General features: G+C 72.2%; 25 protein-coding genes. 8 read left to right on the top strand and 17 right to left on the bottom strand.

What is annotated here, in order from left to right:
* Window positions 1-450: 450 nt before the first annotated feature.
* The 4 genes from dusB to EDD39_RS13195 all read right to left on the bottom strand — a co-directional run bounded on the left by dusB (window position 451) and on the right by EDD39_RS13195 (window position 4,639).
* Window positions 451-1,557, bottom strand: a complete 1,107-nt coding sequence (gene dusB / locus EDD39_RS13215) for a tRNA dihydrouridine synthase DusB (protein ID WP_123560403.1) — start codon at window positions 1,555-1,557, stop codon at window positions 451-453.
* A gap of 279 nt (window positions 1,558-1,836) precedes the next feature.
* Window positions 1,837-2,718 carry a DUF4097 family beta strand repeat-containing protein gene (locus EDD39_RS13210; RefSeq protein WP_162870008.1) on the bottom strand — a complete coding sequence of 294 codons (882 nt, stop codon included), beginning with the start codon at window positions 2,716-2,718 and terminating at the stop codon, window positions 1,837-1,839.
* Entirely contained in the window at window positions 2,715-3,362 is a 648-nt protein-coding gene (locus tag EDD39_RS13200) for a response regulator (protein WP_030906291.1), read from the bottom strand. The genes EDD39_RS13210 and EDD39_RS13200 overlap by 4 nt, the downstream gene beginning before the upstream one ends.
* Window positions 3,350-4,639, bottom strand: a complete 1,290-nt coding sequence (locus tag EDD39_RS13195) for a sensor histidine kinase (protein WP_123555786.1) — start codon at window positions 4,637-4,639, stop codon at window positions 3,350-3,352. The genes EDD39_RS13200 and EDD39_RS13195 overlap by 13 nt, the downstream gene beginning before the upstream one ends.
* 135 nt (window positions 4,640-4,774) lie before the next feature.
* Here EDD39_RS13195 and EDD39_RS13190 point away from each other — a divergent pair, with 135 nt between their 5' ends.
* The 3 genes from EDD39_RS13190 (at window position 4,775) to EDD39_RS13175 (ending at window position 9,241) form a co-directional block, all read left to right on the top strand.
* Entirely contained in the window at window positions 4,775-5,275 is a 501-nt protein-coding gene (locus EDD39_RS13190; protein WP_123555784.1) for a hypothetical protein, read from the top strand.
* A gap of 1,485 nt (window positions 5,276-6,760) precedes the next feature.
* A complete protein-coding gene (locus EDD39_RS13180) occupies window positions 6,761-7,339 on the top strand; it encodes an NADAR family protein (protein WP_123555780.1) in 579 nt (192 codons plus the stop codon).
* A gap of 1,212 nt (window positions 7,340-8,551) precedes the next feature.
* Window positions 8,552-9,241, top strand: coding sequence for a hypothetical protein (locus EDD39_RS13175; RefSeq protein ID WP_123555778.1), 690 nt, complete (start codon window positions 8,552-8,554; stop codon window positions 9,239-9,241).
* Window positions 9,242-9,412: 171 nt separating this feature from the next.
* Here EDD39_RS13175 and EDD39_RS13170 read toward each other — a convergent pair whose 3' ends face one another.
* Window positions 9,413-10,795 carry a glycine--tRNA ligase gene (locus EDD39_RS13170; RefSeq protein ID WP_030458613.1) on the bottom strand — a complete coding sequence of 461 codons (1,383 nt, stop codon included), beginning with the start codon at window positions 10,793-10,795 and terminating at the stop codon, window positions 9,413-9,415.
* A gap of 298 nt (window positions 10,796-11,093) precedes the next feature.
* On the opposite strand from EDD39_RS13170, the gene EDD39_RS13165 reads away from it, so the two are divergent.
* The 4 genes from EDD39_RS13165 to EDD39_RS13150 are packed head-to-tail and all read left to right on the top strand — an operon-like array spanning window position 11,094 to window position 14,552.
* Complete coding sequence (locus tag EDD39_RS13165; RefSeq protein ID WP_123555776.1) at window positions 11,094-12,062, top strand: metal ABC transporter substrate-binding protein; 969 nt, start codon at window positions 11,094-11,096, stop codon at window positions 12,060-12,062.
* A gap of 41 nt (window positions 12,063-12,103) precedes the next feature.
* Entirely contained in the window at window positions 12,104-13,036 is a 933-nt protein-coding gene (locus EDD39_RS13160; protein WP_244256701.1) for a metal ABC transporter ATP-binding protein, read from the top strand.
* Window positions 13,036-14,097: a metal ABC transporter permease gene (locus EDD39_RS13155; RefSeq protein WP_425269751.1), complete on the top strand. Its 1,062-nt coding sequence runs from the start codon at window positions 13,036-13,038 to the stop codon at window positions 14,095-14,097. Before EDD39_RS13160 ends, EDD39_RS13155 begins: the two co-directional genes overlap by 1 nt.
* A gap of 35 nt (window positions 14,098-14,132) precedes the next feature.
* Complete coding sequence (locus tag EDD39_RS13150; protein WP_030458617.1) at window positions 14,133-14,552, top strand: Fur family transcriptional regulator; 420 nt, start codon at window positions 14,133-14,135, stop codon at window positions 14,550-14,552.
* Between the two features lie 234 nt (window positions 14,553-14,786).
* On the opposite strand, the gene EDD39_RS13145 is transcribed toward EDD39_RS13150, so the two are convergent.
* From EDD39_RS13145 to leuA, 4 genes are all read right to left on the bottom strand, one after another.
* Complete coding sequence (locus EDD39_RS13145) at window positions 14,787-15,614, bottom strand: isoprenyl transferase (protein ID WP_123555772.1); 828 nt, start codon at window positions 15,612-15,614, stop codon at window positions 14,787-14,789.
* A 2-nt stretch (window positions 15,615-15,616) separates the two neighbouring features.
* Window positions 15,617-16,363, bottom strand: coding sequence for a DNA repair protein RecO (gene recO / locus EDD39_RS13140; protein WP_030458619.1), 747 nt, complete (start codon window positions 16,361-16,363; stop codon window positions 15,617-15,619).
* A 262-nt stretch (window positions 16,364-16,625) separates the two neighbouring features.
* Complete coding sequence (locus EDD39_RS13135) at window positions 16,626-17,171, bottom strand: tellurite resistance TerB family protein (RefSeq protein ID WP_341869299.1); 546 nt, start codon at window positions 17,169-17,171, stop codon at window positions 16,626-16,628.
* Window positions 17,172-17,623: 452 nt separating this feature from the next.
* Window positions 17,624-19,408, bottom strand: coding sequence for a 2-isopropylmalate synthase (gene leuA, locus EDD39_RS13130; protein WP_123555768.1), 1,785 nt, complete (start codon window positions 19,406-19,408; stop codon window positions 17,624-17,626).
* 362 nt (window positions 19,409-19,770) lie between these two features.
* Between leuA and EDD39_RS13125 the strand changes: the two genes are divergently transcribed.
* On the top strand, window positions 19,771-20,037 hold the full coding sequence (locus tag EDD39_RS13125) for a protealysin inhibitor emfourin (protein ID WP_030458622.1): 267 nt from the start codon (window positions 19,771-19,773) through the stop codon (window positions 20,035-20,037).
* A gap of 85 nt (window positions 20,038-20,122) precedes the next feature.
* Here EDD39_RS13125 and EDD39_RS13120 read toward each other — a convergent pair whose 3' ends face one another.
* The 8 genes from EDD39_RS13120 to EDD39_RS13090 all read right to left on the bottom strand — a co-directional run bounded on the left by EDD39_RS13120 (window position 20,123) and on the right by EDD39_RS13090 (window position 26,000).
* A complete protein-coding gene (locus tag EDD39_RS13120) occupies window positions 20,123-20,836 on the bottom strand; it encodes an alpha/beta fold hydrolase (RefSeq protein WP_123555766.1) in 714 nt (237 codons plus the stop codon).
* Window positions 20,837-20,867: 31 nt separating this feature from the next.
* The gene (gene era, locus EDD39_RS13115; RefSeq protein WP_035954266.1) at window positions 20,868-21,797 is read right to left on the bottom strand and encodes a GTPase Era; all 930 of its coding nucleotides are present in this window, start codon (window positions 21,795-21,797) and stop codon (window positions 20,868-20,870) included.
* Between the two features lie 56 nt (window positions 21,798-21,853).
* Window positions 21,854-22,012, bottom strand: coding sequence for a hypothetical protein (locus EDD39_RS39525; RefSeq protein ID WP_157852182.1), 159 nt, complete (start codon window positions 22,010-22,012; stop codon window positions 21,854-21,856).
* A 144-nt stretch (window positions 22,013-22,156) separates the two neighbouring features.
* Entirely contained in the window at window positions 22,157-22,510 is a 354-nt protein-coding gene (locus tag EDD39_RS13110) for a cytidine deaminase (protein WP_030458625.1), read from the bottom strand.
* Between the two features lie 74 nt (window positions 22,511-22,584).
* Window positions 22,585-23,574, bottom strand: a complete 990-nt coding sequence (locus EDD39_RS13105; protein ID WP_123555764.1) for an aldo/keto reductase — start codon at window positions 23,572-23,574, stop codon at window positions 22,585-22,587.
* A gap of 143 nt (window positions 23,575-23,717) precedes the next feature.
* A complete protein-coding gene (locus EDD39_RS13100) occupies window positions 23,718-24,257 on the bottom strand; it encodes a DUF4383 domain-containing protein (protein ID WP_123555762.1) in 540 nt (179 codons plus the stop codon).
* The gene (locus tag EDD39_RS13095; RefSeq protein WP_030458628.1) at window positions 24,257-24,496 is read right to left on the bottom strand and encodes a hypothetical protein; all 240 of its coding nucleotides are present in this window, start codon (window positions 24,494-24,496) and stop codon (window positions 24,257-24,259) included. The genes EDD39_RS13100 and EDD39_RS13095 overlap by 1 nt, the downstream gene beginning before the upstream one ends.
* A 172-nt stretch (window positions 24,497-24,668) precedes the next feature.
* A complete protein-coding gene (locus EDD39_RS13090) occupies window positions 24,669-26,000 on the bottom strand; it encodes a hemolysin family protein (protein ID WP_208765493.1) in 1,332 nt (443 codons plus the stop codon).
* Between the last annotated feature and the right edge of the window lie 8 nt (window positions 26,001-26,008).

Raw genomic sequence — 26,008 nt, 5'->3', positions numbered from 1 at the left:
TCTAATGCCCGGGTGGGCGTTTGCCTGCGTTGCTGAAATCGTCCGGATGACGCTAGCCATCGTTCAAGAATTGAACACATGGCCACGTCCAGCTCACACGAACCGGACACACGGTGACGGCATTCGGTCCGCCACGTTTCCCCGGCTTGATTTCCTGCAGCCAGCGGCGGCGATCCACGGAGGGCCCGTTCGGGAAGCGATCCGGACTTGTACACCTTGGCGAAGTCGACTGACTGACTGTCACTCGCCACGATATGTGGCCAGCATCACGAGCGCATCTCAGCTGGCAGACCTAGGGAACCTACGCCGATCGTCGCTTTCCGTCGACGGAATTGTCACTCCATGTTGCTCTATTTCGCCTTCAAGGAGCCCTGTTGTCCAGCTTGGACAACATGGCTGGGACGCCCCGGCCAGACTCAGGCCGGGACCATCCCCGCCAGTTAGTACAGATCATCCGCCAGAGGTGTCCGATTCGGCGTCTTCGCTCAGCCGGGCACACTCGTACGGATCGTCCAACCAGCCTTCGGGCAGGACCACCCGGTTGTTGCCGCTGGTCCGGCCGCGCGGGCCGTCGGCGCCGATCGGCCAGCTCTGCTCCTGGTCGACCAGGGCGAGCGTCTCGGTCAGCTCGGCCAGCGAGCTGGAGCCGGCGAGCTTCACCCGCAGCTCGGAGCCGACCGAGAAGCCCTTGGTGTACCAGGCGACGTGCTTGCGGAAGTCGATGACACCGCGGGCCTCGTCACCGAGCCACTCCCCCAGCAGTTGGGCGTGCCGCACCATCGCGCGGGCCACGTACCCGAAGGTGGGGCGGGCGTAGTCGACGTCGCCCTCGAAGATCGACACCAGGTCCTTGAACAGCCAGGGCCGGCCCAGGCAACCGCGGCCGACGACCACGCCGTCGCAACCGGTCTCGCGCATCATCCGCACCGCGTCGTCCGCGGACCAGATGTCTCCGTTGCCGAGCACCGGGATGCCGGCCGGGACGGACTCGCGGAGCCGGGCGATGGCCGACCAGTCCGCCGTGCCGCCGTAGTGCTGGGCCGCGGTGCGGCCGTGCAGGGCGATCGCGGAGACGCCCTCCTCCGCCCCGATCCGTCCGGCGTCCAGGTAGGTCAGGTGACCGTCGTCGATGCCTTTGCGCATCTTCATGGTGACGGGCAGGTCGCCCGCGTTGGAGACCGCCTGGCGCAGGATCTCGCGCAGCAGGTTGCGCTTGTACGGCAGCGCGGAGCCGCCGCCCTTGCGGGTCACCTTGGGGACGGGGCAGCCGAAGTTGAGGTCGATGTGGTCGGCGAGGCCCTCCGCGGAGATCATCCGGGCCGCCTTGCCGACGGTCTCCGGGTCCACCCCGTACAGCTGGATCGAGCGCGGCTTCTCGCTCGGGTCGAACCTGATCAGCTGCATGGTCTTGGCGTTGCGCTCGACCAGGGCACGGGTGGTGATCATCTCGGAGACGTACAGGCCGCGGCCGCCGCTCTGCTCCCGGCACAGGGTGCGGAAGGGGGCGTTGGTGATGCCGGCCATCGGCGCCAGCACCACCGGGGGCCAGACCTGCATCGGCCCGATGTTCAACGGGGCGAACTCCGGGGTGCCGGATGCTGCCGGGGCGGCCTGGACGGTGTCGGGCGTGGTGGTCATGCGCGGCGGATCCTCATACGGGTAGGGCCCCAACGGCGGGCTTCCGGACTCTCCATTCTCTCCCACCCGCGGAACCCGCCGGGCCGGGGCCCGAGCCGGGGCGGTCGGGCAGCGGGTGCCACGGCTGTGACGGCCGCCGGGCAGGGGCGGCCGGGGCGGTCAGGACCGCGGCGGCCCGGCCCGGGGTGGCCGGGGCGGTCAGGGCTTTCCGGACCGGTTGATGGTGACGGTGCCGGAGGCGGAGATGACGTCGAGCAGTCGTGGCGAGTCGAGGTCCTGGAGGGACCGGTCGATCGTCTGGCTGCCGCCGTCGCTGCTGAGGTCGATCCGGTACCGGCTGCGGTCGTCCGGCAGTTGCAGGAGCAGGTTTCCCGAGGCGAGGCGGGTGGCGACCAAGTCCGGTGGGCGGTCGTACTGCAGGGTGACCTGTCCGGAGGCGGCGGACAGCTGGGCCTCGGGCGCGCTCAGCCCCGTGCCGATGATCTGCCCGGAGCCGCTCTTCGCCCAGATCGGCCCGCTGATCCCGGTCAGCTGGACCTGGCCGCTGCCGGTCTCCGCCGAGACGCTGCCCGCCACGCCTTCGATCTCCGTCCGCCCGGAGCCGTTGCGGGCGTGGACCATGGTCGACGGCGGGACCTGGACGGCCAGGGAGACCGGGCAGCCGCCCGTGAACCGGGCCTCCGGGCAGTCGACGGAGATCGACATCCGGCCCGCGGCGATCCGTACGTTGACCGTGGGCCTGCGCAGGGCCCAGCCGAGCTGTTCGACCAGCACCACCCGATCGGTGCCGCCGGCCCGGACGGTGACGTGGGCCGGGCCGGAGTCGATGTCGAGCTGGCCGATCGCCTCGAAGTACGTCCGCTCCCGGGCGGTGTCCCGCTGGATGAGGGCCGCCCCCGTGACGGCGACGCCCGCCAGGAGGACGCAGACCAGGGCGAGCGCGCCGATGAGCCGCCAGGCCCGGCGCTCGCCGGGGCTCGGTTCGGCGGGCGGGCCCGGCGGCCACGGGGCCGGCAGCCGACGGGCGAGTCGGCCCGGCGCGGGAACCGTCGGCGGCTCCGGCGGGGCGGGTCGCGTCATTGGCTGACCTCCAGGAAGCGCAGCACCGCGAGCACCCGCCGGTGGGTGTCCTCGGCGGGTGGCAGGTCGAGCTTGGTGAGGATGGAGTTGATGTGCTTGGAGACGGCGCTGTCGCTGACCACCAGGGATTCGGCGATCGCGGTGTTCGAGCGGCCCTCGGCCATCAGCGCCAACACGTCCCGCTCGCGGGGCGTCAGCCGGTGCAGCGGATCGCGGTCGCGGCGCAGCAGCAGTTGGGCGACCACCTCGGGGTCGAGGGCGGTGCCGCCCCCGGCCACCCGCTGCAGCGCCTCCACGAACTCGTCCACGTTCGCCACCCGCTGTTTGAGCAGGTAGCCGACGCCGCTGGTGTTCTTGGCCAGCAAGTCCGCCGCGTAGCGCTCCTCGACGAACTGGGAGAGCAGGACGACCGCGGTGTCGGGCCACTGCTGGCGGATCATCAGCGCGGCCCGGACGCCCTCGTCCGTGAACCCCGGGGGCATCCGGACGTCCGCGACGACGATCTGCGGGCGGTGCTCCTCGACGGCGGCGAGCAGCGCCTCGGCGTCCCCCACCGCGGCGGCGACCTCGTAGCCCTCGCTCTCCAGCACCTTGACGATGCCGATCCTCAGGAGGACCGAGTCCTCGGCGATCACAGCTCGCATGGCAGCTCCATGGTGATGGTGGTCGGGCCCCCGCGGGGGCTGGTGATGGCGAACGATCCGTCGACCGAGGCGGCGCGTTTGCGCAGGCCGGCGAGGCCGCTGCCACGGCCGGCGTCCGCCCCGCCGATGCCGTCGTCGGTGATGGTGATGCGCAGCCGGTCGGCCGCCCGGTGCAGGGCGAGGTCGACCCGGGAGGCCCGGGAGTGCTTGGCGGCGTTGGCCAGCGCCTCGGAGACCGTGAAGTAGGCGACCGCCTCCACGGTGGGCGCTATGCGGCCCGGCAGGTCGACCGTGAGGTGCACGGGGACGGGGCTGCGGGCGGCGATGCCGGAGAGCGCCGCGTCGAGCCCGCGGTCCTCCAGCACCGCCGGGTGCAGGCCGCGGACCAGGTCGTGCAGTTCCTTGATGGCGGCCTGGGCCTCCTCGTGCGCGGCGACGATCACCTCCATGGCCTCGGGCGGGAGGTGCTTGAGGGTGCGCCGGGCCAGGCCCAGGTTCATCGCCAGGGAGACCAGGCGCTGCTGGGCGCCGTCGTGCAAGTCCCTTTCGATGCGGCGCCGTTCGGCGTCGGCCGCGTCCACCACGTCGACCCGGCTCCGGGCCAGGTGCTCAACGCGGAGCTCCAGCACCTCCGCCCGGTTGGGGCCGAGCAGGATCCGGACCGCCCACAGGTCGACAGCGGCGAGCAGGGCGACCAGCCAGGGCGTGGCGACGAGCAGGAGCAGGCCGCCGACGGTCGCGGCGGTGCCCGTGACGGCCCAGCCCGGCCCGGCCTGCAGCGGGTTGTCGGGCGGCAGCAACCACACCCAGCCGAAGAAGCCGAGCAGCACGGCCGACGTTCCCCAGAGGCCGAGCACCAGGGCGGCGCACATGGTCTGCAACGGGGCCACCAGCAGGTGGTGGGCGGCCTGGCGCCACGTCAGCCCCGCGAGGAGTCGGACCAGCCACGGCGCGCCCGGCGGGACCCGGCCCGGGATCTCCAGCCCGCGCAGGGCGCGGACCCGGCTGCGCTGGGCGACCGTCAGCAGGTCGAAGAGGACCACGAGCAGGGCCAGCCCCGGCAGCAGGGCGCCGCCCGGAAGGTTGAGGACGATCATGCAGGGCAGGCCGAACGGAAGGCCGGCAGCCAGGAAGAGCGAATCCCGCCGCGTGCCCGCGGACCACGGCGTGCGCGCGGACACGGCGGCGCGAACCGTGGCGGCCCGGGCCTCGACGGCCCGGGCCGTGGTGGCTCCGGCCGCCCGGCGCGGGGGCGTGTCGATCTTCGACTGGAACATGCGGATCAGCGTAGAGGCCGTCCGATCTCGGCTTCCATGGCATGGGCCTCCGTCTTTGGGGTGTAGCTGGCTACACCCCAAAGACGGGACCGCGCGCTACCGACAAGATCCTTCCGCCGAAGGATTCTTGACGGCATGACGAATACGAACCTGATGCGCTGTGTCCGCGGTCCGCTCGCCCCCGCTCGGGCGGCAGCCTCCCAGTTCTCCGACGTCGATCACGAACTGCCCTGCACCGAAGACGAGTTGGGGAAGGTCGCCGAGGTCGGCCCGTGGTCGGTGCGGCTGCGGGCGGGCCGCCGACCGGCCATGGAGGTCTACGAGCACGGCGAACTGCTCGATGTCGTGGTCGAGTCCTCGCTCGGTGGCGCCGGGTTGCGCGGAGCCCGGCTCGGCAGGGCCGGAGCACGGGGGGAAGGACGGGTCGCGTGCGCCTGGGGCCGGCTGCCACCCTGCGGGGCTCCCCCACCGGTGCGTTTTCTCACCGGCGGGCTGCGGCGGCGGGCCACCGGTGCCGCGACCGTGCGGGTGGTGGGCCGGTTCTGGTTCGCCTCCGCGACCGGGGGGTTCCGCTGGGCGCAGTTGTCGGAGGCGTGCTGCGGCGTGGAGCACCAGGAGTCGGGGAGGGTCGCATGAGCGCGCGCTCGATCCCGGGCTCTCCCCGGCTGGCGGTGGCGTCGTCGTCGCGGGGCGGTCTGCCCGTACGGTCCGACGGGCCGGGTGGCTGCGGCCGCAGGTGCTGTTCCTGGGCTGCGGGCTGGTCCTGCTGCCCTGGTCGGCGCTGCTGGCCGTGCTGCCCGGCGGCCGCCCTTGGGCGGTGCTCGACCTGGTCGAGTCAGCGGCCCTGTCGGCTTCCGCCGCGTGCCTGCGGCAGGGCCGGAGCCCGTTCTGGCCGGCCGGGTTGGCGGGCACCCTGCTGGTCACCGACGCCGGGTGCGACCTGGCGACGGCTGCCGGCGGCTCCGAGTTGCTGGCCGCCCTGTTGATGGCGGGGTGCGCGGAGCTGCCGCTGGCCGCCGCGTGCTGGTCGGCGGCGGTCCGACCACGGCCACGGGCCGTTCGCGCGGGGTCCGCCAGCGACGGGCCAGTCGGCGCGGGCGGCGGCCCGGTGCAGGTGGCCGGGCGGTGGCGCAGGTTCCGGGCGTTCCGGATGTTCGGGGCCTTCCGGCCGTGTGCCGTGGCCCCGGCCCCGGTGGGCAGCCCGCCCACCGGGTTCCTCAGGAAAGGAGTGTCAGTGCAGACCATCCAGCTGACGGCGCGATCCACCGGGATCGTTTCCGCGTCCCCGGCGGACCGGATGTACACCGGAATGTCGAGCCGGTTGCGGGTCACCGCGACCGGAAGCGGGCCGGACGGTGGCCCGACCGCCACGGCGACAGGGCGTTCCGTCAGTACGCTCCCGGCCGCGACGGCCGCCGGGATCCGCCGACCTGACCACCCGGCACGGTCGACCGATCGGGCACCGAACGCCGGATCTCGGCCCCGGGCCTGCCCCGGCCGGGCGCACCGGGCAGCATCCGCCGCCCCGCGAGCGGCGGCCGCTTCCTCACGGCGTAATCCCGGGCTGCGACGGCCAGCCGCAGCGCGCCCGACCTGCTTCCGGGAGTTGCGCTCCCGGAAGCTCCGCCAGAACACGGCCGGCTCGCCCCGCCGCTCTGCGCCGGGAGGTTGAGCACCGTACTGGCAGAGCCCGCAGCAGCACGTCCCGGCACCAGGAGGACCCGGCAGCCCTCCGGACGTCGGGTACGTCTGGACGACTACCCGGCCTCGGGTTGAAAGGAGCCGCCCCACCCTGTCGATGACCTCGCAGCCCGAGCTGCCGTCGATGTGAACACGCCCTTCCCACCCGCACCTTCCGTTCCTTGACACCTCCACAGTGCGATTCGCCCTGCCGCCCACCGACCGCGCCCCGGCCATCGACCCCCGACCCGGGTGCCGCGCTGGCCGGTGCGGGGTGTGGTCGGCAGGCGCTCCGCCCCTGTCTGGGAACGCAGGCACAGCATGGGCAGGCGAAGGCGGGCCGGACCGGTGGCCGCGCTTTGGGGGCGGGCGGGTGTCGCCGCAGGTGTCCACAGGAAAAATGGCAGGTCCGGCAGGCTGGGCCGGTGCGAGGATGAGGACATGACGACGAACCCGACCAGCTCTCCGAGCGAGGTGCGCACCCTCGATCAGTTGACGGCCGCGGTCGCGTCCGGGGCGCACCCGAAGTACCTGTACTTCTGGGGCCACCAGCCACAGCGGGACGGGCAGATCGGGTCCGGCGCGCTCAGCCAGTGGTGGCCCTCCCCGTTCAGCGTCGACGGGGTCCAGTACCGCACCGCCGAACACTGGATGATGGCCGGGAAGGCCCGGCTGTTCGAGGACGAGGAGATCGTCCCGAAGATCCTCCGGGCACGGACGCCCGCGGAGGCGAAGAATCTGGGGCGCCTGGTCAAGGGGTTCGACGAGGACCGGTGGGTGGCGCACCGTTTCGAACTGGTGGTGACTGGCAGCACCGCGAAGTTCGAACAGGACGAACGGCTCCGCACGTACCTGCTCCGCACCGGCGGGCGTGTCCTCGTGGAGGCCAGCCCGCTCGACCGGATCTGGGGCATCGGGCTCGCGGCGGACGACGAACGGGCCGGGTCCCCCGCCCGGTGGCGGGGGTTGAACCTGCTCGGTTTCGCACTGATGGAAGCGCGAGCACGCCTGGCAAGCTGACGGACCATCAACTACGGAAACTAGTAGGTGAGTTGCGCATTCTCCTGGCAAGTGGGGTGAGCCGCACAGAAGTTGGCCGAAATTCACGAGTCGCACCGGCCTCCCGCGCCACACCGGCCACTCGCATCTCCAGCCCGAAAAGGTTAAGACTTGCTCCCGTAACGTGGCCGCCGTACGGCAGCGCCAGGATGGCCACCAGTCGTTGTGTTCGGAGGCCAGTCGGGTGGCCTCCATGGAGAGGTCGGGCGGGGCGCGATGACCGTACGCAATTCGGGGCCGGATTCGGTCGATGTCCAGATGCTCAGAGCAGAGCTGGACGAACTCCTGAGAGCGCGGCAGTTCGCCGCACAGCGCGAGCGCAGACTCGCCGAAGCCGTCCGGGCCGGCCATGAACCCGACCACGCGCCCGCGTACGGCCGACCGCCCCAGCAGCCCGATCCCGAACTGGTGCGACAACTAGCCCAGGCACAGACCCTCCGCGAAGGACTCGGCGCACGCTGCCTCGAACTGAGCGACCGCCTCCTGGCAGCCGAGGAACGACAGTTGGCCGGACGACTGGCCGGCCGCTCCGCCCCCTCCCCCGCACCGGGCCGCAGCCCGGAACCCTCCGCCCAGGACTTCTGGGCACCGGGCCCTGCCGGACCAGCCTCTCCCCTGGTGCCCCCGCAGCGCTCGTTCCCGACCGGGGCCCGCTTCGGCGGAGGCCCCGGATCGGGCTCCGTCCATGAACCGACCGATCCGACCGACCCGACCGGCGCCACCGCCCCACCCGCCGTTCCGGCTACCGGCGCCCCGCCGCTGCGCGGCGCCCGCTTCCGGGTCGGCCGTCCCCTCCGCGCGGCCCGGAGGAACGAGGAGCACGCCAACGCTGCCCAGCCCCGCCCTGGCACCGGCGAGCACGACACCGCCACCCGCAATGGCGGGCCTGCTATCCGAGCGGAAGAACCCACCGGCACCTCATGGGCCAGAGCAAGCGCGCCGAACGAGGGACTTGGCGATGCCCGGGCCGACAGCACCGTCCGCCCGAACGCAGGGCGCAACGCGACCGGGAACAGCGGAGCGGGCACCGCGCCCGGCAGCAACAGCACCGCATTCCGGGACTCAGCGGCCGGCCCGAGGGCGACCGCGCCGGAGGACGGGCCCCGCGCCCGGACGGGCGCCGAGCTGGTTGCCCTCGCCCAGCGGATCACCGACCTGCACCGACAGGGAGCGGTGCACGAGTCCGCCGCCATCGTGGCGCAGGTGGCACTGATGATCACGCCGTCCGACCTGGCCGGGCTGGCCACGCTGCTGCGAGCCCAAGGACCGGCCGGTTCCTCCACCTACCTGGCCCGGTCGGTGGCCTCCGGCTCCCCGGAACACGCGGCGGCCGCCCTGGCGGAACTACGCCAGGAAGGGCTGGTGGACGAGGCCGCGGACCTGTTCCACGCCCTGTGGTCGGTGAGCGCCCAGGCCCTTCCGGCGCTGCTCGCGGCCCTGGAGCAGTCAGATCAGTCGGCCGACGGGCAGACCCTGCTGTGGGAGCGGGCCTCCGCACCCGCCGGTGAACTCGCCGAACTGACCGGACACTTGCGGGCATCCGGGCGCTCCGACGATGCCCGCCACCTCCTGCGCCAGGCGGCGGGACGACCGCTCAAGGAGGTCGCGGCGATCGCCACCGCGCTGGACGAGGAGTCGGCGACCGCGCTGATCGGCGAGTTGGTGCGACTGCGTTCGGCCAGTGACGTCGGACAGTTCGCGGCCGCGATCCGGGGCTCGGCGGAGCTGTACGACGCGCTGCTGTTCGCCGCCGACGACCTGGAGGAGAGCCGGGCCCGCAGCGCGTTCGCCGCCCTGCGCACCGCGGGTCTGCCGACCGAGCCGGCGCCCCGGTCGCGGTCGAAGTCCCGTCCGCGCCGCTGAGCGGGCCTTCGCGAAACCCTGCGACCCCACCCCCCGACTCGCGAACAGGCATGCCTCGCAAGGTAGTTACCCGTACAGGCACAGAACGCCGAACGGCCGGCGGGACGCCCCCGGAAAGGGACGGCCCACCGGCCGGACGAAGAACTGCGTTCCTGCTTGCGGCGCTCGGTGTCAGCAGCCGATCAGGCGGGCGCCCAGGTAGGACTTCACCTGGTCGAGCGACACACGCTCCTGCGCCATGGTGTCACGCTCGCGGACGGTCACCGCGTTGTCCTCGAGGGTGTCGAAGTCGACGGTGACACAGAACGGGGTGCCGATCTCGTCCTGGCGGCGGTAGCGCTTGCCGATCGCCCCGGCGTCGTCGAACTCGACGTTCCAGGCGGAGCGCAGGTCGGCGGCGAGACCGCGGGCCTTCGGCGAGAGGTCGGCGTTGCGGGACAGCGGGAGCACCGCGACCTTGACCGGGGCCAGCCGCGGGTCCAGCCGCATGCCGACGCGCTTCTCCATGACGCCCTTGGCGTTCGGCGCCTCGTCCTCGAAGTAGGCGTCGAGCAGGAAGGCCAGCATGGCGCGGTTGAGGCCGGCCGCGGGCTCGATGACGTACGGGAAGTACCGCTCGTTCGCGTCCTGGTCGAAGTACTTGAGGTCCTGGCCTGAGTGCTCGCTGTGCACCGTCAGGTCGTAGTCGGTGCGGTTGGCCACGCCCTCCAGCTCGGAGAACTCGCTGCCGCCAAAGTTGAAGCGGTACTCGATGTCCACCGTGCGCTTGGCGTAGTGGGACAGCTTCTCCTTGGGGTGCTCGAAGAAGCGCATGTTCTCGGTCCGCAGGCCGAGGTCGACGTACCAGTTCCAGCGCTGCTCGAGCCAGTACTCGTGCCAGGTCTCGTCCTCGCCCGGCTTGACGAAGAACTCCATCTCCATCTGCTCGAACTCGCGGGTGCGGAAGATGAAGTTGCCGGGGGTGATCTCGTTGCGGAAGCTCTTGCCGACCTGGGCGATGCCGAACGGCGGCTTCTTGCGCGCGGTGGTCTGGACGGCGCGGAAGTTGGTGAAGATGCCCTGCGCGGTCTCCGGGCGGAGGTAGGCCAGGCCGGCCGCGTCCTCGGTGACGCCGAGGTGCGTCTTCAGCATGCCCGAGAACTCCTTGGGCTCCGTGAAGGCGCCCTTGTTGCCGCAGTTCGGGCAGTTGAGGTCGGCCAGGCCGTTGGCCGGGAGCTTGCCGTGCTTGGCCTCGTAGGCCTCTTCCAGGTGGTCGGCGCGGAAGCGCTTGTGACAGGAGAGGCACTCGGTCAGCGGGTCGTTGAAGGTCGCAACGTGGCCGGAGGCCTCCCAGACCTCGCGGGCGAGGATCACCGAGGAGTCGATACCGACGACGTCCTCCCGAGCGGTGACCATCGCGCGCCACCACTGGCGCTTGATGTTCTCCTTGAGCTCGACTCCCAGCGGACCGTAGTCCCAGGCGGCACGCGTACCGCCGTAGATCTCGCTGCAGGGGTAGACGAAGCCACGGCGCTTGCTCAGGCTGACGATCGTGTCGATCTTGTCGGCGGCCACAGTGCTCTCTTCAGTACGACGGCACGGTCAGGACGCGGCTGGTTGCGCGCGCCCGAATAACTCAGGGTACCGGGGATGCGGGGGCGGGGTTCAACTCGATAGTGGCACGGGCGGGCCGCCGGGTGGCTGTACCGGGAGTGAACAGCCGTGCGTTCTCCGGCGTGTTGGAGGTCGCGGGGTGAAGGCGCGGCGCCCTGCCGGTACGGACGGCGGCGAGGGCGCCCGCGGCGCGCGTTAGGGGACGGGTCCACCCAATGCAAGTTGACAATCATTTCCAGATAAGATGAGAATGGTTGTCATGAAGATTCGTCGCCCGTCCCCCTCGATAGCCCTTGCCACCACCGCCCTCGCCGGATCACTGCTGCTCTCCGGCTGCGGCGGCGTCAGCAGCGCGGCGGGCAAGGACGGTGGAAAGCTGGACGTGGTGGCCTCCTTCTACCCGATGGAGTTCCTGGCCCGGCAGATAGGCGGGGAGCACGTCAAGATCACCGACCTGACGGCCCCGGGCGTGGAACCGCACGACCTGGAACTGACGGCCAAGCAGGTCGCGGCCGTTCAGCGGGCCGACGCGGTGGTGTACCTGAAGGGCCTGCAGCCGACCGTGGACAAGGCCGTCGCGCAGTCCCACCTCAAGCACGCGGTGGACGCGACCGCCGCCTCCCCCCTGGTGGACCACCACCTCGACGAGGGCGGGGAGGGCGAAACCGAGACGCACGACGGCGAGAGCGGGCACGAGCACAGCGGCGCGACCGGCGACCCGCACATCTGGCTGGACCCGGCCCGGTACGCGGCGGTGGCCCGCAGCGTGGGCGCGGAGTTCGCGGAGATCGACCCCGCCAACGCCGACGACTACCGGCGCAACACCGACGACCTGGTGACCCGGCTGAACTCCCTGGACCAGGAGTTCAAGGACGGCCTGGCGAACACCACCACCCACACCTTCGTCACCAGCCACGCCGCCTTCGGCTACCTCGCCGACCACTACGGACTGGAGCAGGTCGCCATCAACGGGGTCGACCCGGAGGCCGAGCCCACCCCGTCCCGGATGGCAGCGATCCAGCGCGCCGCCAAGGACAACGGCGCGACCACCGTCTTCTTCGAAGCCCTGGTCAGCCCCAAGCTGGCCGAGACCGTGGCCGCCGACCTGGGCCTCAAGACCGCCGTGCTCGACCCCCTGGAGGGGATCAAGGAGCCGGACCGCAACGACTACTTCTCCGTCATGCGGCAGAACCTGACCAACCTGCGGGCCGCGCTCGGCGCCAGCTGAGCGGACCTGGGCGAGCGGCGAGAGCAGAGCGAGGAACCACGATGAGCGCTGTCATTCCCACGACAGACTCCGACCGGCCGCACCCGGCCGCCGGCGGGGGCGCCGACCGGAACACCGGCCGGAACACCGACAAGAGCACCGACCAGAGCACCGGCGACCACACCGACGAGAAGACCCGCGGGACCTCCGGCGGACGCACCGGGAGCGAGACCGGGGCGGCGGTCGTCGGGCTGCGGGGAGCGGTCGCCAGCATCGGGGGACGACCGGTGCTGCGTGGCGTCGACCTCACCGTTCGACCGGGCGAGGTGGTAGCCCTGCTGGGCGCCAACGGGTCCGGCAAGTCCACCACTGTGAAGAGCGTGATCGGTTCGGTGCCACTGGACGGGGGCAGCCTGGAGCTGTTCGGCCGGCCGTACCGCAAGTTCCGCGACTGGCACCGGATCGGGTACGTGCCGCAGCGCACCACCGCGGCGGGCGGGGTGCCCGCCACGGTCCGCGAGGTGGTCTCCACCGGGCGGCTGCCGCAGCACGGGCTGCTGCCGTTCCGCCGCAAGGACCGGGCCGCGGTGGACCGGGCGCTGACCGCCGTCGGCATGCTGGACCGGGCCGGTGACGGGGTGGCCCACCTGTCCGGCGGCCAGCACCAGCGGGTGCTGATCGCCCGCGCCCTGGTCGGCGTGCCCGACCTGCTGATCATGGACGAGCCGATGGCCGGCGTCGACGTGGACAGCCAGCAGGTGCTCGCCGACATCCTCCGCAACGAGGTGGAGCGCGGCTGCGCGGTACTGCTGGTGCTGCACGAACTCGGGCCGCTGGAGCCGCTGATCGACCGCGCCGTGGTGCTCCGCGACGGCTGCGTGGCGCACGACGGACCGCCGCCCCGGAGCGTCGGCCAGCACGCGCTGCCCGGCCACGACCACGTCCATCCGCACGCCGACGACCACCACCGCACCACCCAGGGGCTACTGGCATGATCGAGATGTTCCAACCCGACTTCATGCAGCGGGCGTTCCTCGCCGCCGTGCTGGTCGGCGTCACCGCGCCCTCGATCGGCATCTACCTGGTGCAGCGCCGACAGGCGCTGATGGGCGACGGCATCGGGCACGTCGCGCTGACCGGCGTCGGCCTGGGCTTCCTGTTCCAGGCCAACCCGATGTGGACGGCGGTGCTGGTCTGCGTGCTCGGCGCCGTCGTGATGGAGCTGGTCCGGGCCCGCGGCAACCAGCGCGGCGACATCGCCCTGGCGATGCTCTTCTACGGCGGCATGGCCGGCGGCAAACTGCTGGTCTCGATGAGCAGCCAGTCCGGCGCGGGCAGCCTGGAGAGCTACCTGTGGGGCTCCATCCTGTTCGTCTCCCCCGGCGACCTGGTGGTGATCGGCCTGCTCGCGGCCGTGGTCATCGCGGTCACCGTGGGCCTGCGCCGCCAACTGTTCGCGGTGTGCCAGGACGAGGAGTTCGCCCGGGTGACGGGCCTGCCGGTACGGGTGCTGAACCTGCTGCTCGCGGTGATGGCCGCGGTCACCGTGACCGTCGCCATGCGGGTGGTCGGCCTGCTGCTGGTGAGCGCGCTGATGGTGGTCCCGGTGGCGGCCGCCCAGCAGCTGACCCGTTCCTTCGCGGCCACCCAGGCCACCGCGATCGGCGTCGGCGTGGTGACGGCGCTGCTCGGCGTCGGCACCTCCTACCAGGTCGACCTGCCGTCCGGCCCGACCATCGTGTTCCTGGCCATCCTCACCTTCGCGCTGTTCAGCGCGATCGCCGCACCACTGGCCCGGCGACGGCACCGGGCCTCCACCGAGCACGGCCCGGCGGTCTGCGACGTGGCCCTGCCCGGCCCCGCCAACGCCGACCCCGCCACCGCCACCGCCACCGCCACCGCCACCGCCACCGAGGATTCCTCCGGCGGCCCGGGAACCGCGGGAGGCCCGGCCGCAGTCCTGGAGGGGACGGAGCCGGTCCGGGCACCGGCAGGGGCGGCGATCGATGCACCGCTGTCGGGGGAGTCGCTGTCAAGTCGGGGGCTGGCACAATGATGTGCGAAACCACCCGATCAGCAGGAGGACCCACGGTGACCACCGCAGGCCCGTCGCCGCGCGCGCGATCGACTCGGCAGCGCACCGCCGTCTCGGCGGTCCTGGACGAGATTGAGGATTTCCGCAGCGCGCAGGAACTGCACGACATGCTCAAGCACCGGGGCGACTCGGTGGGTCTGACCACCGTCTACCGCACGCTGCAGTCCCTCGCCGAGGCCGGCGAGGTGGACGTGCTGCGCACCGCCGAGGGCGAGGCGGTCTACCGGCGGTGCAGCAGCGGGCACCACCACCACCTGGTGTGCCGGCACTGCGGGGCGACCGTCGAGGTCGAGGGCCCGGCGGTGGAACGCTGGGCCAACGCGGTCGCCGCCGAACACGGGTTCAGCGACATCGCGCACACCCTGGAGATCTTCGGCACCTGCGGAGAGTGCGCCGCCAAGCAGCAGCAGGAGTAGGCACCGCCCGGCCGGACGGCGAACACCACCACCCGGCCCGGACGGCAGCGAGGGCCCGGATCGGAGCAGTCCGATCCGGGCCCTCGGCCGTACTCTCCGCAGCCAAGCCAGCCAGCCCGCGCGCCCAGCCAGCGTGCCCGGCCCGCACGCCCACCCGTCCGCACGCCCACCCGTCCGCGCGCCCGGCCACCCACGCACCCGCGCCCGACCGGCGCGGCCGACCCGCCCGGCCGGTCAGCGCTGCGGCGGGACCTCGGCGCCGACCTCGTTGGGGAGCGCACCGCCGAAGCGGCGGTCGCGGCGGGCGTACTGCTCGCAGGCGCGCCACAGATCGCGGCGGTCGAAGTCCGGCCAGAGCACGTCCTGGAAGACGAGTTCGGCGTAGGCGGACTGCCAGGCGAGGAAGTTGGAGGTGCGCTGCTCGCCGCTGGGGCGCAGGAACAGGTCGACGTCCGGCATGTCGGGGTAGTACAGGTACTTGGCGAACAGCTTCTCGTTGACCTTCTCCGGGTTGAGCTTCCCGGCGGCGACGTCGCGGGCGATGGCCAGCGCGGCGTCGGCGATCTCGGCCCGGCCGCCGTAGTTGACGCAGAAGTACAGCGTCATGGCGTCGTTGTTCTTGGTCTGCTCCTGGGCGACCTGGAGCTCCTGGACCACGCTCTTCCACATCCGCGGCATCCGGCCGACCCAGCGGATCCGGATGCCCAGGGCGTCCATCTCGTCGCGGCGGCGGCGGATCACGTCCCGGTTGAAGTTCATCAGGAACTTCACCTCTTCCGGGGAGCGCTTCCAGTTCTCGGTGGAGAACGCGTACAGCGAGAGGTTCTTGACGCCGATCTCCAGGCAGCCGCGCAGCACGTCGAGGACGACGGCCTCGCCGACCTTGTGGCCCTCGGTGCGGGGCAGGCCGCGCTCCTTGGCCCAGCGGCCGTTGCCGTCCATGACGCAGGCGACGTGGTTGGGGACCAGTTCGGACGGGATCTTCGGCGGCTTGGCACCGCTCGGGTGCGGGGCCGGGGACTCGTACGTCCGCTTGCTACCGAACAGCCGTCGCGCGACCATGCTCACTTCTCCACGTATCTCATCGAGCGGATACCCCGCTCCAGGTGCCACTGCAGGTAGGCGGCCACCAGCCCGCTGCCCTCGCGCCAGTACCGCGGCTCGCAGCCGTCGGCGGTCTGCCAGTCTCCGGAGAGCAGCGCGCCGAGCAGTACCAGTGTCTCAGGGGAGGGTACGGCACTTCCCGGCACCCGGCAGTCGCCGCACAGCACGCCGCCGGCCTGGAGCGAGAAGAACCGGTTGGGGCCGGGCAGTCCGCAGCGGGCGCAGTCGGTGAAGCTCGCGCCGTAGCCGTTGACGGCGAGCGAACGCAGCAGGAAGGCGTCCAGCACCAGGTGCGCCTGGTGGGTGCCGGCGGCCAGCGTGCGCAGGGCGCCGACCAGCAGCAGGTACTGCTGGACGGCGGGCTGGCCCTCGTTCTCGGCGAAGCGCTCGGCGGTCTCCAGCATCGCGGTGCCGGCGGTGTAGCGGGTGTAGTCGTCGACGATCCGGGCGCCGTAGGGGGCGATCGTCTCCACCTGGGTGCACAGCGGCAGGGTGCGGCCGACCAGTTCGCTGCCGCGGCTGAAGAACTGGATGTCGACGTGCGAGAACGGTTCGAGGCGGGCGCCGAACTTCGACTTGGTCCGGCGCACCCCCCGGGCCACCGCCCGGACCTGGCCGTGCTGGCGGGTGAGGAAGGTGATGATCCGGTCGGCCTCGCCGAGCTTCTGGGTGCGCAGCACGATGCCGTCGTCGCGGAAGAGACTCATGGTGGGACCCATTGTCCCGCACCCCGCCGACAGCCCCGCCGGTCGAGGGCCCCGGCAGTGCGGCGCGCAGCCGTGAACCCGCACCGGGGTTGTGGGGCTTTCACCCGTGCGGTGCGGGACACGGCGGGCCCGGGAGGGGGGAGTTCGGGCCCGGCTCGTGGGTGGTGCGGAGGACGAGTCTTGGGTGGTGCGGAGGACGAGCGGTCAGTGCGGGCGGTCAGTGCGGGCGGTCAGTGCGGGTGGTCGGTGCCCGGCGGGGCGGTCAGTGCGGGGCGCGGGTGGCCGCTTCCAGCAGCCGGTCCACCTGCGGGGCGGTGAGGCGCAGGCAGCGGCCGATCACGGCGAGCGCGGCCCGCTCCTGCGGGAGGTAGCGGCCGTCGGCGAGGGCGACCATGGCGCCGAGGGTGAGCAGGCGTTCGCGGCCCTGGACGGCGAGGTGCGGGGCGAGCGGTTCGAGCGCGGCGTGCAGTTCGACGGTGAGTCCGCCGCCCTCGACGTCCACGTCGAGCGGTTCGCCGCCGCCGTGTCCGGAGAGCGCGGCCAGCGCGGCCAGCACCTGGGCCTCGCCGCAGTCGTCGAACCCGGCCTCCTTGATCACCGCACAGGCGGCCTCCCGCCCGCCGCGCCCGGTGGTGCCGCCGGCGGCGAGCGCGGCCAGGGCGATGGTGTACTGGGCGTCGCGGAGCATCCCGCCGAGCCGGACCGAGGTCAACTGGTCCAGGGCGTCGACCCCGTAGCGGCCGCGGCAGGAGGTGCACTGGACGCTGCGGGCCACGCCGCCGAGCGGCAGCACCGGCGTCCCGAGCAACCGCAGCCACCGCCGGCCGTGCTGCCGGCGGTAGTTGCGGTCTCCACCACAGCCCGGGCAGAAGAATTCACCGAGGACATCCGTCCGCCACCGAGGGCGAACACCCCACAACCCTGTCACGGCGCCACTCCCCAGACATGGCAGGCGGCCTGCACATCAATGGGCAGGTCACGCGACCGGACGCCGGAGTCGTCCCACCGACCCCGGTTCCGGTTCGTCGATGTTGCCACGGTTACCGGCTCGTGTCAGCACCCTGAACGGGTGCCGAGGGGAAAATTTGTGACCGGGGCCACACGTGATCGGCGGCACCGCCCGGGCGTTCGCCCGCCGGGCCGAACCCCTCCTGAGGGCCCGTCAATTCGCTCCGGTGGGAAGGGAGATCCGCCGGGAGGACGCGGAGGGGACCCGCCGGTGGCGGGTCCCCTCGGAGCGGTGCGGGTGCCGGGGCGGGGTCAGTCCCGCTGGGCCGACCGGTTGACGGCGCTGACCATGGCCTTCAGCGAGGCCAGCACGGTGTTGGAGTCGATGCCGACGCCCCACAGCACCTTGTCGCCGACGGCGCACTCGACGTACGCGGCGGCCTGCGCGTCGCCGCCCTCGCTCAGCGCGTGCTCGGCGTAGTCCAGCACGCGGACGTCCACGCCGATCGAGGCCAGCGCGTTGACGAACGCGGAGACCGGGCCGTTGCCGGTGCCGGTCAGGGTGACGGGGGTGCCGTCGACGACCGCCTCGGTGCTCAACGCGTCGCGGCCGTCCTCGGTGGTCAGGCTGCGGGAGCCGCTCAGCGAGATCCGGCCCCACGGGTTGGCCGGGGTCGGCAGGTACTCGTCCTGGAAGACCGCCCAGATGTCGGCGGGGGTGACCTCGCCGCCCTCGGCGTCGGTCTTGGCCTGGATGATCCTGGAGAACTCGATCTGCATCCGGCGCGGCAGGTCCAGCTTGTGGTCGTTCTTCAGCACGTAGGCGATGCCGCCCTTGCCGGACTGCGAGTTGACCCGGATGACCGCCTCGTAGCTGCGGCCGACGTCCTTCGGGTCGATCGGCAGGTAGGGCACGCCCCAGGTGTACTCGGAGACCGGGACGCCGGCGGCGGCCGCGTCGGCCTCCAGGGCGTCGAAGCCCTTCTTGATCGCGTCCTGGTGCGAGCCGGAGAAGGAGGTGAAGACCAGGTCGCCCGCGTAGGGGTGGCGCTCGGCGACCGGCATCTGGTTGCAGTACTCGGCGGTGCGGCGGATCTCGTCGATGTCGGAGAAGTCGATCATCGGGTCGACGCCCTGCGAGAACAGGTTCATCCCGACGTTGACCAGGTCCAGGTTGCCGGTGCGCTCGCCCTGCCCGAACAGGCAGCCCTCGACCCGGTCGGCGCCGGCCATCACGGCCAGTTCGGCGGAGGCCACGCCGGTGCCGCGGTCGTTGTGCGGGTGGGTGGACAGGCAGACGAACTCGCGGCGCGACAGGTTCCGCGACATCCACTCGATCTTGTCGGCGTAGACGTTCGGGGTGGAGCGCTCGACGGTGGTCGGCAGGTTCAGGATGATCTCGCGGCCCTCGCCCGGCTGCCAGACGTCCATCACCGCCTCGCAGACCTCCAGCGCGTAGTCCAGCTCGGTGTCGATGAAGATCTCCGGCGAGTACTCGTAGCCGAAGACCGTCCCGTCGCCCAGGATCTTCTCGGCGTACTCCATCACCAGCCGGGTGCCGTCCACCGCGATGGCCTTGATCTCCTCCTTGCTCGCCCGGAACACCACCCGGCGGAACAGCGGCGAAGTCGCGTTGTACAGGTGCACGGTGGCCCGCGGCGCGCCCTTCAGCGACTCCACGGTGCGCTCGATCAGGTCCTCGCGGGCCTGGGTCAGCACCGAGATGGTGACGTCCTCCGGGATCGCGCCCTCGTCGATCAGCGAGCGGACGAAGTTGAAGTCGGTGGCACCGGAGGAGGGGAAGCCGACCTCGATCTCCTTGTAGCCCATCCCCACCAGCAGGTCGAACATCTTGCGCTTGCGGGCCGGAGACATCGGGTCGATCAGCGCCTGGTTGCCGTCGCGCAGGTCGGTGGACAGCCAGCGGGGGGCCTGCGTGATCACCTTGCTCGGCCAGGTGCGGTCCGGCAGGTCGACGGTGCCGAAGGGTACGTACCGCTGGAACGGCATCCCCGAGGGCTTCTGCTGCACGGTGCCGGCGGTGATCGGAGTCGGACGGTCGACGAACGCGCGGGCGACGGAGGACTGTTCGGTCATGGGTGAGGCTCTCGGCTTCCCTTGTCGAAGGCGGTCTGCGGTCGGGGGTGAGGACACCCGACTGGGCCGACTGAATGCGCCGCGAGAGATCACGCTGGGCGCAACACGACTCCCCGCGGCGAGGGGGCCGGCCTTGACTGGACTACAGGCCCTCGCCGCGGCAGCTAAGAAGAAGCAGCCGGATACGCATGATGTCGCCACTGTAACAAGACCGGACGGGCCGGCGCAGTGAGCCGGGCCACGATCCCACCCAGTGAGACGGCCCGGGCCCGCCCCGCGGCGCCGCCGAAAGCCCGGGAGCGCTGCGAGGAGTTGGTGAAAATCCTCGGCAAACCCCTTCGTTGCGTAGCACACTGACAACCATGCGTATCCAGGTCACCCGCACCGGCGGGTTCGCCGGCCTGCTCCGGTATGCCGAGATGGACACCACGGAGCGGCCGGACGCCCCGCACGTGCACGCCCTGGCCCGGGAGGCGGTGGCCGGCGGGCTGCGCGCGCCCGCGTACGGCGTGCCCGACGGCTTCCACTACGAGATCACCGTCGACGGCCGCACCGTGCACTGCGCCGACCCGAAGCTCACCGACTCCCAGCGCGAGCTGGTGAGCCTGGTACTGCGCGAAGGGGCCTGACCCCGCACCCGGCGACACCCCCGGCCCGGCCCGCCCTCACCCGGCCGGCCCGCCTGCCCTGCAGGCCCGCACGCGCGGGGGTCGCTCAGATCCACCCGTCCAGCGAGGCCAGGAAGCCCGCCGGGTCGTCGCGGTGGATGCTGTGTCCGGCGCCCGGCACGGTGCGCACCTCGAAGCCGCGGCGGCGCAGCTCGGCGGCGTCCCCGTCCGGCACCAGGCCGCTGGGGTCGGCGAGCTGGACCAGCGAGGGGACGACCGGGGCGCCCGGCAGGACGGACAGTTCGGGGTGCGCCCACAGGCCGAGCGCGGTGTCGGTGTCCCAGAGCGCGAGCGCGGCGAGTTCGGCGTCGACGTCCTCGTCCGGCCAGTTCGGGTGCATGCTGGTGATGAACTGCCTGGTCCCGAAGCGCTTGAAGCCGATGAACGGCTCCGGCCCGAGCCCGGGGCGGTCGTACACGAAGGCGGGGTCGCTGTAGACCACCCGGGCGGGCTTCAGCTGCTCGACGGCCCGCCAGAGCGCCGGCGCGCCCATCGAGTGGCCGATCGCCAGGTCGGCCCCGGCGGGCAGGGTGTCGACCAGGTCCTCGGCGAACTGCTCGGGCCCGTACCGCTCGCGGGGCGTCGCGCCGGTGCCGCGCGGGGAGGCGCCGTGGCCGCGCAGGTCGACGGCGATCACCCGGTAGCCGCGGGCGGCGAGTTCGGGGCCGATCAGCCGCCAGGTCCGGTGGTCGGCCTGGATGCCGTGGACCAGTAGGGCGGTGCGCTCTCCCCCGCCCCACTCGTGGGTGTGCAGTTCCATCCCGACCGGCCCCTCCCCGCTCGACGCCCCGTCAGAAGCCGAGCTTACGCAGCTGCTTGGGGTCGCGCTGCCAGTCCTTGGCCACCTTGACGTGCAGGTCCAGGTAGACCGGGGTGCCCAGGAGCGCCTCGATCTGCTTGCGGGCGGTGGTGCCGACGTGCTTCAGCCGGGAGCCCTTGGCGCCGATCACGATGGCCTTCTGGCTCTGCCGCTCGATGTACACGTTGGCGTGGATGTCCAGCAGCGGGCGGTCGGCGGGACGGCCCTCGCGCGGGATCATCTCCTCGACCACCACGGCCAGCGAGTGCGGCAGCTCGTCGCGCACGCCCTCCAGCGCGGCCTCCCGGATCAGCTCGGCGACCATGGTCTGCTCGGGCTCGTCGGTGAGGTCGCCGTCCGGGTACAGCGGCACGCCCTCGGGCATCAGCTTGGCCAGCAGCTCGCCCACCAGCTCGACCTGCTGGTCGCCGACGGCGGAGACCGGGATGATCTCGGCCCACTCGATGCCGAGCTCGGCGCCCAGCTGGTGGACGGCGATCAGCTGCTCGGCGAGCCGCTTGGAGTCGACCAGGTCGGTCTTGGTGACGATCGCCACCTTGGGCGTCTTGCGGATCTCGGCGAGCTCCTTGGCGATGAACTTGTCGCCGGGGCCGAGCTTCTGGTCGGCGGGCACGCAGAAACCGATCACGTCGACCTCCGCCCAGGTGGTGCGGACCAGGTCGTTGAGCCGCTCGCCGAGCAGGGTGCGGGGCTTGTGCAGCCCGGGGGTGTCCACCAGCACGAGCTGCGAGTCGGGCCGGTGCACGATGCCGCGGACGGTGTGCCGGGTGGTCTGCGGGCGGTCGGAGGTGATCGCAACCTTCGTCCCGACCAGGGCGTTGGTCAGGGTCGACTTGCCCGCGTTGGGGCGGCCGACGAAGCACGCGAATCCGGAGCGGTACGGGGAGGAAGGGGCATTCATGGCACCCATTGTCCCCGATCCCCGGGGGCGCCCCGGTCAACGGGCGCGGGACGGCGTCAGCCGGTCTTCTTCCCGCCCCCGGTGATCGCGCCGACCAGGACGAGCGCCAGCAGGGTCAGGGTGCCGGCCAGCCACCACGGGGAGCCGGTCTCGTGCCAGCGCCCGAAGCCCATGACGCAGAGCAGCAGTCCGCAGAAGAACGCCGCGACGCCCATGTCCCCTCCCCGGGCTCCCGGGCTTCCCGGCTCCCCCACCGGGACCGGACCCTCGCCGGTGCGATTATCCCACCCGCAGGGTCCGCCACAAGGCCGGACGGGGCCCGTTCCCGCCCCGCTCCGGCCCCCTCCCCGCCACCGGGCTCACTCCGCCGCCGCGGCCACCTTCAGCACCCCGTCCGGCCCGGCCAGCAGCACCGGCGTGCCGGCCCCGCCCAGGTCCCGCACCGCGGCCAGGTCGGCCGCCGCCGGCGCGTCCGCCCCGGACACCACCGCGGCCGCCTCCAGGCCCTTCGCCCCGCTGGCCACCGCCATCGCCACCGCGGTCCGCAGCGCGCTCAGCTCCAGCGACGGCAGCGCCACCGTCCCGGCCACGTACGTCCGCCCGGTCTCGTCCCGGACCGCCGCCCCCTCGGCCACGCCGTTGCGGGCGCGGGCCGAGCGGGCCAGCGTGATGATCTTCTTGTCCTCGGGGTCCAGCTCGGAAATCTCGGTCATGGCCCTGAGCATAGTTAGCTAACCAAGCCAACAAAGTCGGGTACCCGAGTAGGGCCGCCACTCGGCCCTCGGGCTCAGTCCCTGAGCAGCGCCCCCTCGCCCGCCGGCGCGAACGCGGCGAGCGCCGCGTCGATCCGGCCCAGCACCGCCGCGTCCAGCGCCAGTTCCGCAGCGGCCTGGTTCTCCGCGATGTGCGCCGGGGTCCGGCTGCCGGGGATCGGCACCACGTGCTCGTCCCGGTGCAGCAGCCAGGCCAGCGCCAGTTGGCCGGGGGTGACGCCGAGTTCCGCGGCGATCGCCCGCAGCGGGGCGTACCGGTCGTTGTTGGCGGCCAGGTTCTCGGCCGAGAACCTGGCCTGGTGCTGCCGGAAGTCGCCCTCGGCGACCTGCTGCACGGTGCCGGTCAGGAAGCCGCCGCCGAGCGGGCCCCAGGCCACCACGCCGACGCCCAGTTCGCGGGCGGCGGCCAGTAGTTCCGGGTCGATCGGCTGCCACATCGACCACTGGGTCTGCACCGCCGCCACCGGGTGCACCGCGTGCGCGGCGCGCAGCTGCGCGGCCGTCACGTTGGAGACGCCCAGGTGCCGGACCAGCCCGTCGGCGACCAGCTCGGCGACCGCGCCGACGGTGTCCTCGAACGGCACCTGCGGGTCCGGGAAGTGCGGGTAGTACAGGTCGATCACGTCGGTGCCGAGGTTGCGCAGCGACTGCTCCGCGTAGCCCCGGACGTGCTTCGGCTCGCAGTTGACCGCGAGCTCGCCGAACGCGAAGTTCACCGGGAAGCGGTGCGCCTCGGCGCCGTCCGGCACCCGGAAGCCGAACTTCGTGGCGAGCACCACCTCGTCCCGGCGCCCCGCGACGGCCCGGCCGATCAGCTGTTCGTTGTGCCCGTCCGCGCCGTAGCCGTCGGCGGTGTCGATCAGCCGGGCCCCGGCGTCGATCGCGGCCCGCAGCGCGTCCTGTCCGCGCCGTTCGTCGATCTCGCCGTACATGCCGGGCGAGAGCACCATCGCCCCGAACCCGATCGGCGAGCTGGCCAGCGCTCCGAGCGTGCGCTCCGTCATCGTCGTTCCCCCTCCAAGCAGACTGCGGCCCAACGGATCTGACGGTCCGTCGGGCCTGGTGGTCCCACTCTACGACGAAGTGATCGGTGCCTTCCGGGTCGGTGCCCTCCGGGTCAGCGCCTCCCGGGTCGGTGCCTCCCGGCTCAGTGTCCGGTCGGGTTGGGCGGGCCGGGGCGGAGCACCTTCACCAGGGCGGGCGGGCCGTCCGGTTGGGCGGTGTCGCCGGGGTGGCGCCGCTTCCAGTAGGGGTTGTCCTGCGGTAGGTGGCCGCTGACCCGGCCGTACATGCCGAAGGTCAGGATCACGAAGCCGAACACGAAGCTGAAGATGACGTTGGAGATGTGGAAGGCGAGCCGGTTGGCGCTGGAGTCCAGCACCATCAGGCCGACGAAGCCGGCCAGCACGAACAGCACGCCCATGACCATGTTGATGTTGGAGGCGGTGTTGCCGCCGATCACCGCGCCCAGGATCAGGATCCCGCCGGCCACCAGCGACAGCACGCTCAGCGCCCCGTTGCTGGACAGGCCGATCACCTCCTTGCCCGAGGTGTCCAGGAAGCCCGGACTGGCGCCGGTCAGCCCGAGGATGCCGAACACCACCAGGAACAGGCCGCCGAGGCCCGCGCCGTAGCGGTAGACGGTGCCGAGCCGGTGGTCGACCGGGAGTTCGTCGTGCAGTCTCATCAGGTCCTCCCCGCGTGGTCGGACCGGAGGAACGGCACCTCGTGGAGGTACAGCGACCCGCACTGCTGGCAGCAGTGCAGCCCGGTGCCCCAGGCCTCCTCCGGCCTGCTCTCGGCGTCCGAGGCGAGCTCGGCGCCGCACATGCCGTGCGAAGGGTCGGTGTCACGGACCACGTGCCACCTGGCCACCCCGCCGGCCGGCCCGCTCGGGCCGTACTCCGCGCGCAGTAGATGTGCCATGTCTTCCACGGTGCGCACGCCCGGGCGACAAGGCAAACGGGCCCCGGGACGCACCGTCCCAATCGGCGGCGCCGATCAGGACGGCCCGTCCAAGGGCCCGTCCAAGGGGTCGTCCAAGGGGCCGTCCAAGGGGCCGTAGGAGCAACGCGGTGCGCTGCGCGGGAGCGGAGGGCTAGGAAGCCGCCTGCTCGGCCTGCTCCTCGTCCGCCTCGGCGGCGATCCGCACCGGGGTGGCCACCACGGTGCCGATCCGGTTGCGCCGGCCCGCCGAGCTCTCGGCGGTCAGGCCGATCGCGGCCAGCCCGCTGCCCTCCGGCACCGGCACCTCGCACGAGGAGCCCGGGATCGGCACCCGGCCCAGGCACTTGGCCAGCAGCCCGCCGACGGTCTCCACGTCCTCGTCGTCCAGTTCGATCCCGAACAGCTCGCCGAGGTCCTCCACGGTGAGCCGGGCGGTGATCCGGTAGGAGCCGTCGCCGAGGTCCTCGACCGGGGCGATCTCCCGGTCGTACTCGTCGGTGATCTCGCCGACGATCTCCTCCAGGATGTCCTCGATGGTGACCAGTCCGGCGGTGCCGCCGTACTCGTCGATCACGATGGCGACGTGCGAGCGCATCTGCTGCATCTCGCGCAGCAGGTCGGCGGCGGGCTTGGAGTCGGGGACGAACACCGCGGGGCGCATCACCGAGTCGACCTGCTCGGACTCGGCGTCCCGGTTGATGTGGGTGCGGCGCACCAGGTCCTTGAGGTAGACGATGCCGACCACGTCGTCCTCGTTGTCGCCGACCACCGGGATCCGGGAGAAGCCGGAGCGCAGCGCCAGGGTCAGGGTCTGCCGGACGGTCTTGTGCCGCTCGATCATCACCAGGTCGGTGCGCGGCACCATCACCTCGCGCACGATGGTGTCGCCGAGTTCGAAGACCGAGTGCACCATCCGGCGCTCCTCGTCCTCGATCAGGTCGTCCTTCTCGGCGAGGTCGACCAGGGCCCGCAGTTCGGCCTCGGAGGCGAACGGGCCCTCCTTGTAGCCCTTGCCGGGCGTCAGCGCGTTGCCCAGCAGGATCAGCAGCCGCGGGATCGGCCCGAGGATCCGGGCCAGCGGCAGCAGCACCCAGGACGCCGCGGTGACGGTGCTCAGCGGGTGCTGGCGGCCGATCGTGCGCGGGGAGACCCCGACCGCCACGAAGGACACCAGCACCATCACGCCGAACGCCACCAGCACGGCCTGCCAGGTCTGCTGGAAGCCGCGCACGCACACCACGGTGACCAGCACCGCGGCGGCCATCTCGCAGGCGACCCGGATCAGCGTCGCCAGGTTCAGGTACCGGATGCTGTCCGAGGCCAGGGTCAGCAGCCGGTCGGAGCCGCGCCGCCCGGAGCGGACCGCCTCCTCGGCGCGGAACCGGGAGATCCGGGAGATCCCCGCCTCGGCGCACGCGGCCAGCCAGCCGAGCACCACCAGCAGCAGGGCCCCGATCAGGAAGCTCGTACTCTCACCACTCACAGGAGGCC

This window comes from Kitasatospora cineracea (genome assembly GCF_003751605.1).
Lineage (GTDB): Bacteria > Actinomycetota > Actinomycetes > Streptomycetales > Streptomycetaceae > Kitasatospora > Kitasatospora cineracea.
This window is presented reverse-complemented; position numbering and strand designations above follow the sequence as displayed.

What these genes read in the sequence shown, in the direction of transcription:
- dusB (WP_123560403.1), bottom strand. Translation starts at nt 1,557, where the DNA reads ATGCAGGTCTGGCCCCCGGTGGTGCTGGCGCCGATGGCCGGCATCACC.
- EDD39_RS13210 (WP_162870008.1), bottom strand. Translation starts at nt 2,718, where the DNA reads ATGACGCGACCCGCCCCGCCGGAGCCGCCGACGGTTCCCGCGCCGGGC.
- EDD39_RS13200 (WP_030906291.1), bottom strand. Translation starts at nt 3,362, where the DNA reads ATGCGAGCTGTGATCGCCGAGGACTCGGTCCTCCTGAGGATCGGCATC.
- EDD39_RS13195 (WP_123555786.1), bottom strand. Translation starts at nt 4,639, where the DNA reads ATGTTCCAGTCGAAGATCGACACGCCCCCGCGCCGGGCGGCCGGAGCC.
- EDD39_RS13190 (WP_123555784.1), top strand. Translation starts at nt 4,775, where the DNA reads ATGACGAATACGAACCTGATGCGCTGTGTCCGCGGTCCGCTCGCCCCC.
- EDD39_RS13180 (WP_123555780.1), top strand. Translation starts at nt 6,761, where the DNA reads ATGACGACGAACCCGACCAGCTCTCCGAGCGAGGTGCGCACCCTCGAT.
- EDD39_RS13165 (WP_123555776.1), top strand. Translation starts at nt 11,094, where the DNA reads ATGAAGATTCGTCGCCCGTCCCCCTCGATAGCCCTTGCCACCACCGCC.
- EDD39_RS13160 (WP_244256701.1), top strand. Translation starts at nt 12,104, where the DNA reads ATGAGCGCTGTCATTCCCACGACAGACTCCGACCGGCCGCACCCGGCC.
- EDD39_RS13145 (WP_123555772.1), bottom strand. Translation starts at nt 15,614, where the DNA reads ATGGTCGCGCGACGGCTGTTCGGTAGCAAGCGGACGTACGAGTCCCCG.
- recO (WP_030458619.1), bottom strand. Translation starts at nt 16,363, where the DNA reads ATGAGTCTCTTCCGCGACGACGGCATCGTGCTGCGCACCCAGAAGCTC.
- leuA (WP_123555768.1), bottom strand. Translation starts at nt 19,408, where the DNA reads ATGACCGAACAGTCCTCCGTCGCCCGCGCGTTCGTCGACCGTCCGACT.
- EDD39_RS13125 (WP_030458622.1), top strand. Translation starts at nt 19,771, where the DNA reads ATGCGTATCCAGGTCACCCGCACCGGCGGGTTCGCCGGCCTGCTCCGG.
- EDD39_RS13120 (WP_123555766.1), bottom strand. Translation starts at nt 20,836, where the DNA reads ATGGAACTGCACACCCACGAGTGGGGCGGGGGAGAGCGCACCGCCCTA.
- era (WP_035954266.1), bottom strand. Translation starts at nt 21,797, where the DNA reads ATGAATGCCCCTTCCTCCCCGTACCGCTCCGGATTCGCGTGCTTCGTC.
- EDD39_RS39525 (WP_157852182.1), bottom strand. Translation starts at nt 22,012, where the DNA reads ATGGGCGTCGCGGCGTTCTTCTGCGGACTGCTGCTCTGCGTCATGGGC.
- EDD39_RS13110 (WP_030458625.1), bottom strand. Translation starts at nt 22,510, where the DNA reads ATGACCGAGATTTCCGAGCTGGACCCCGAGGACAAGAAGATCATCACG.
- EDD39_RS13105 (WP_123555764.1), bottom strand. Translation starts at nt 23,574, where the DNA reads ATGACGGAGCGCACGCTCGGAGCGCTGGCCAGCTCGCCGATCGGGTTC.
- EDD39_RS13100 (WP_123555762.1), bottom strand. Translation starts at nt 24,257, where the DNA reads ATGAGACTGCACGACGAACTCCCGGTCGACCACCGGCTCGGCACCGTC.
- EDD39_RS13095 (WP_030458628.1), bottom strand. Translation starts at nt 24,496, where the DNA reads ATGGCACATCTACTGCGCGCGGAGTACGGCCCGAGCGGGCCGGCCGGC.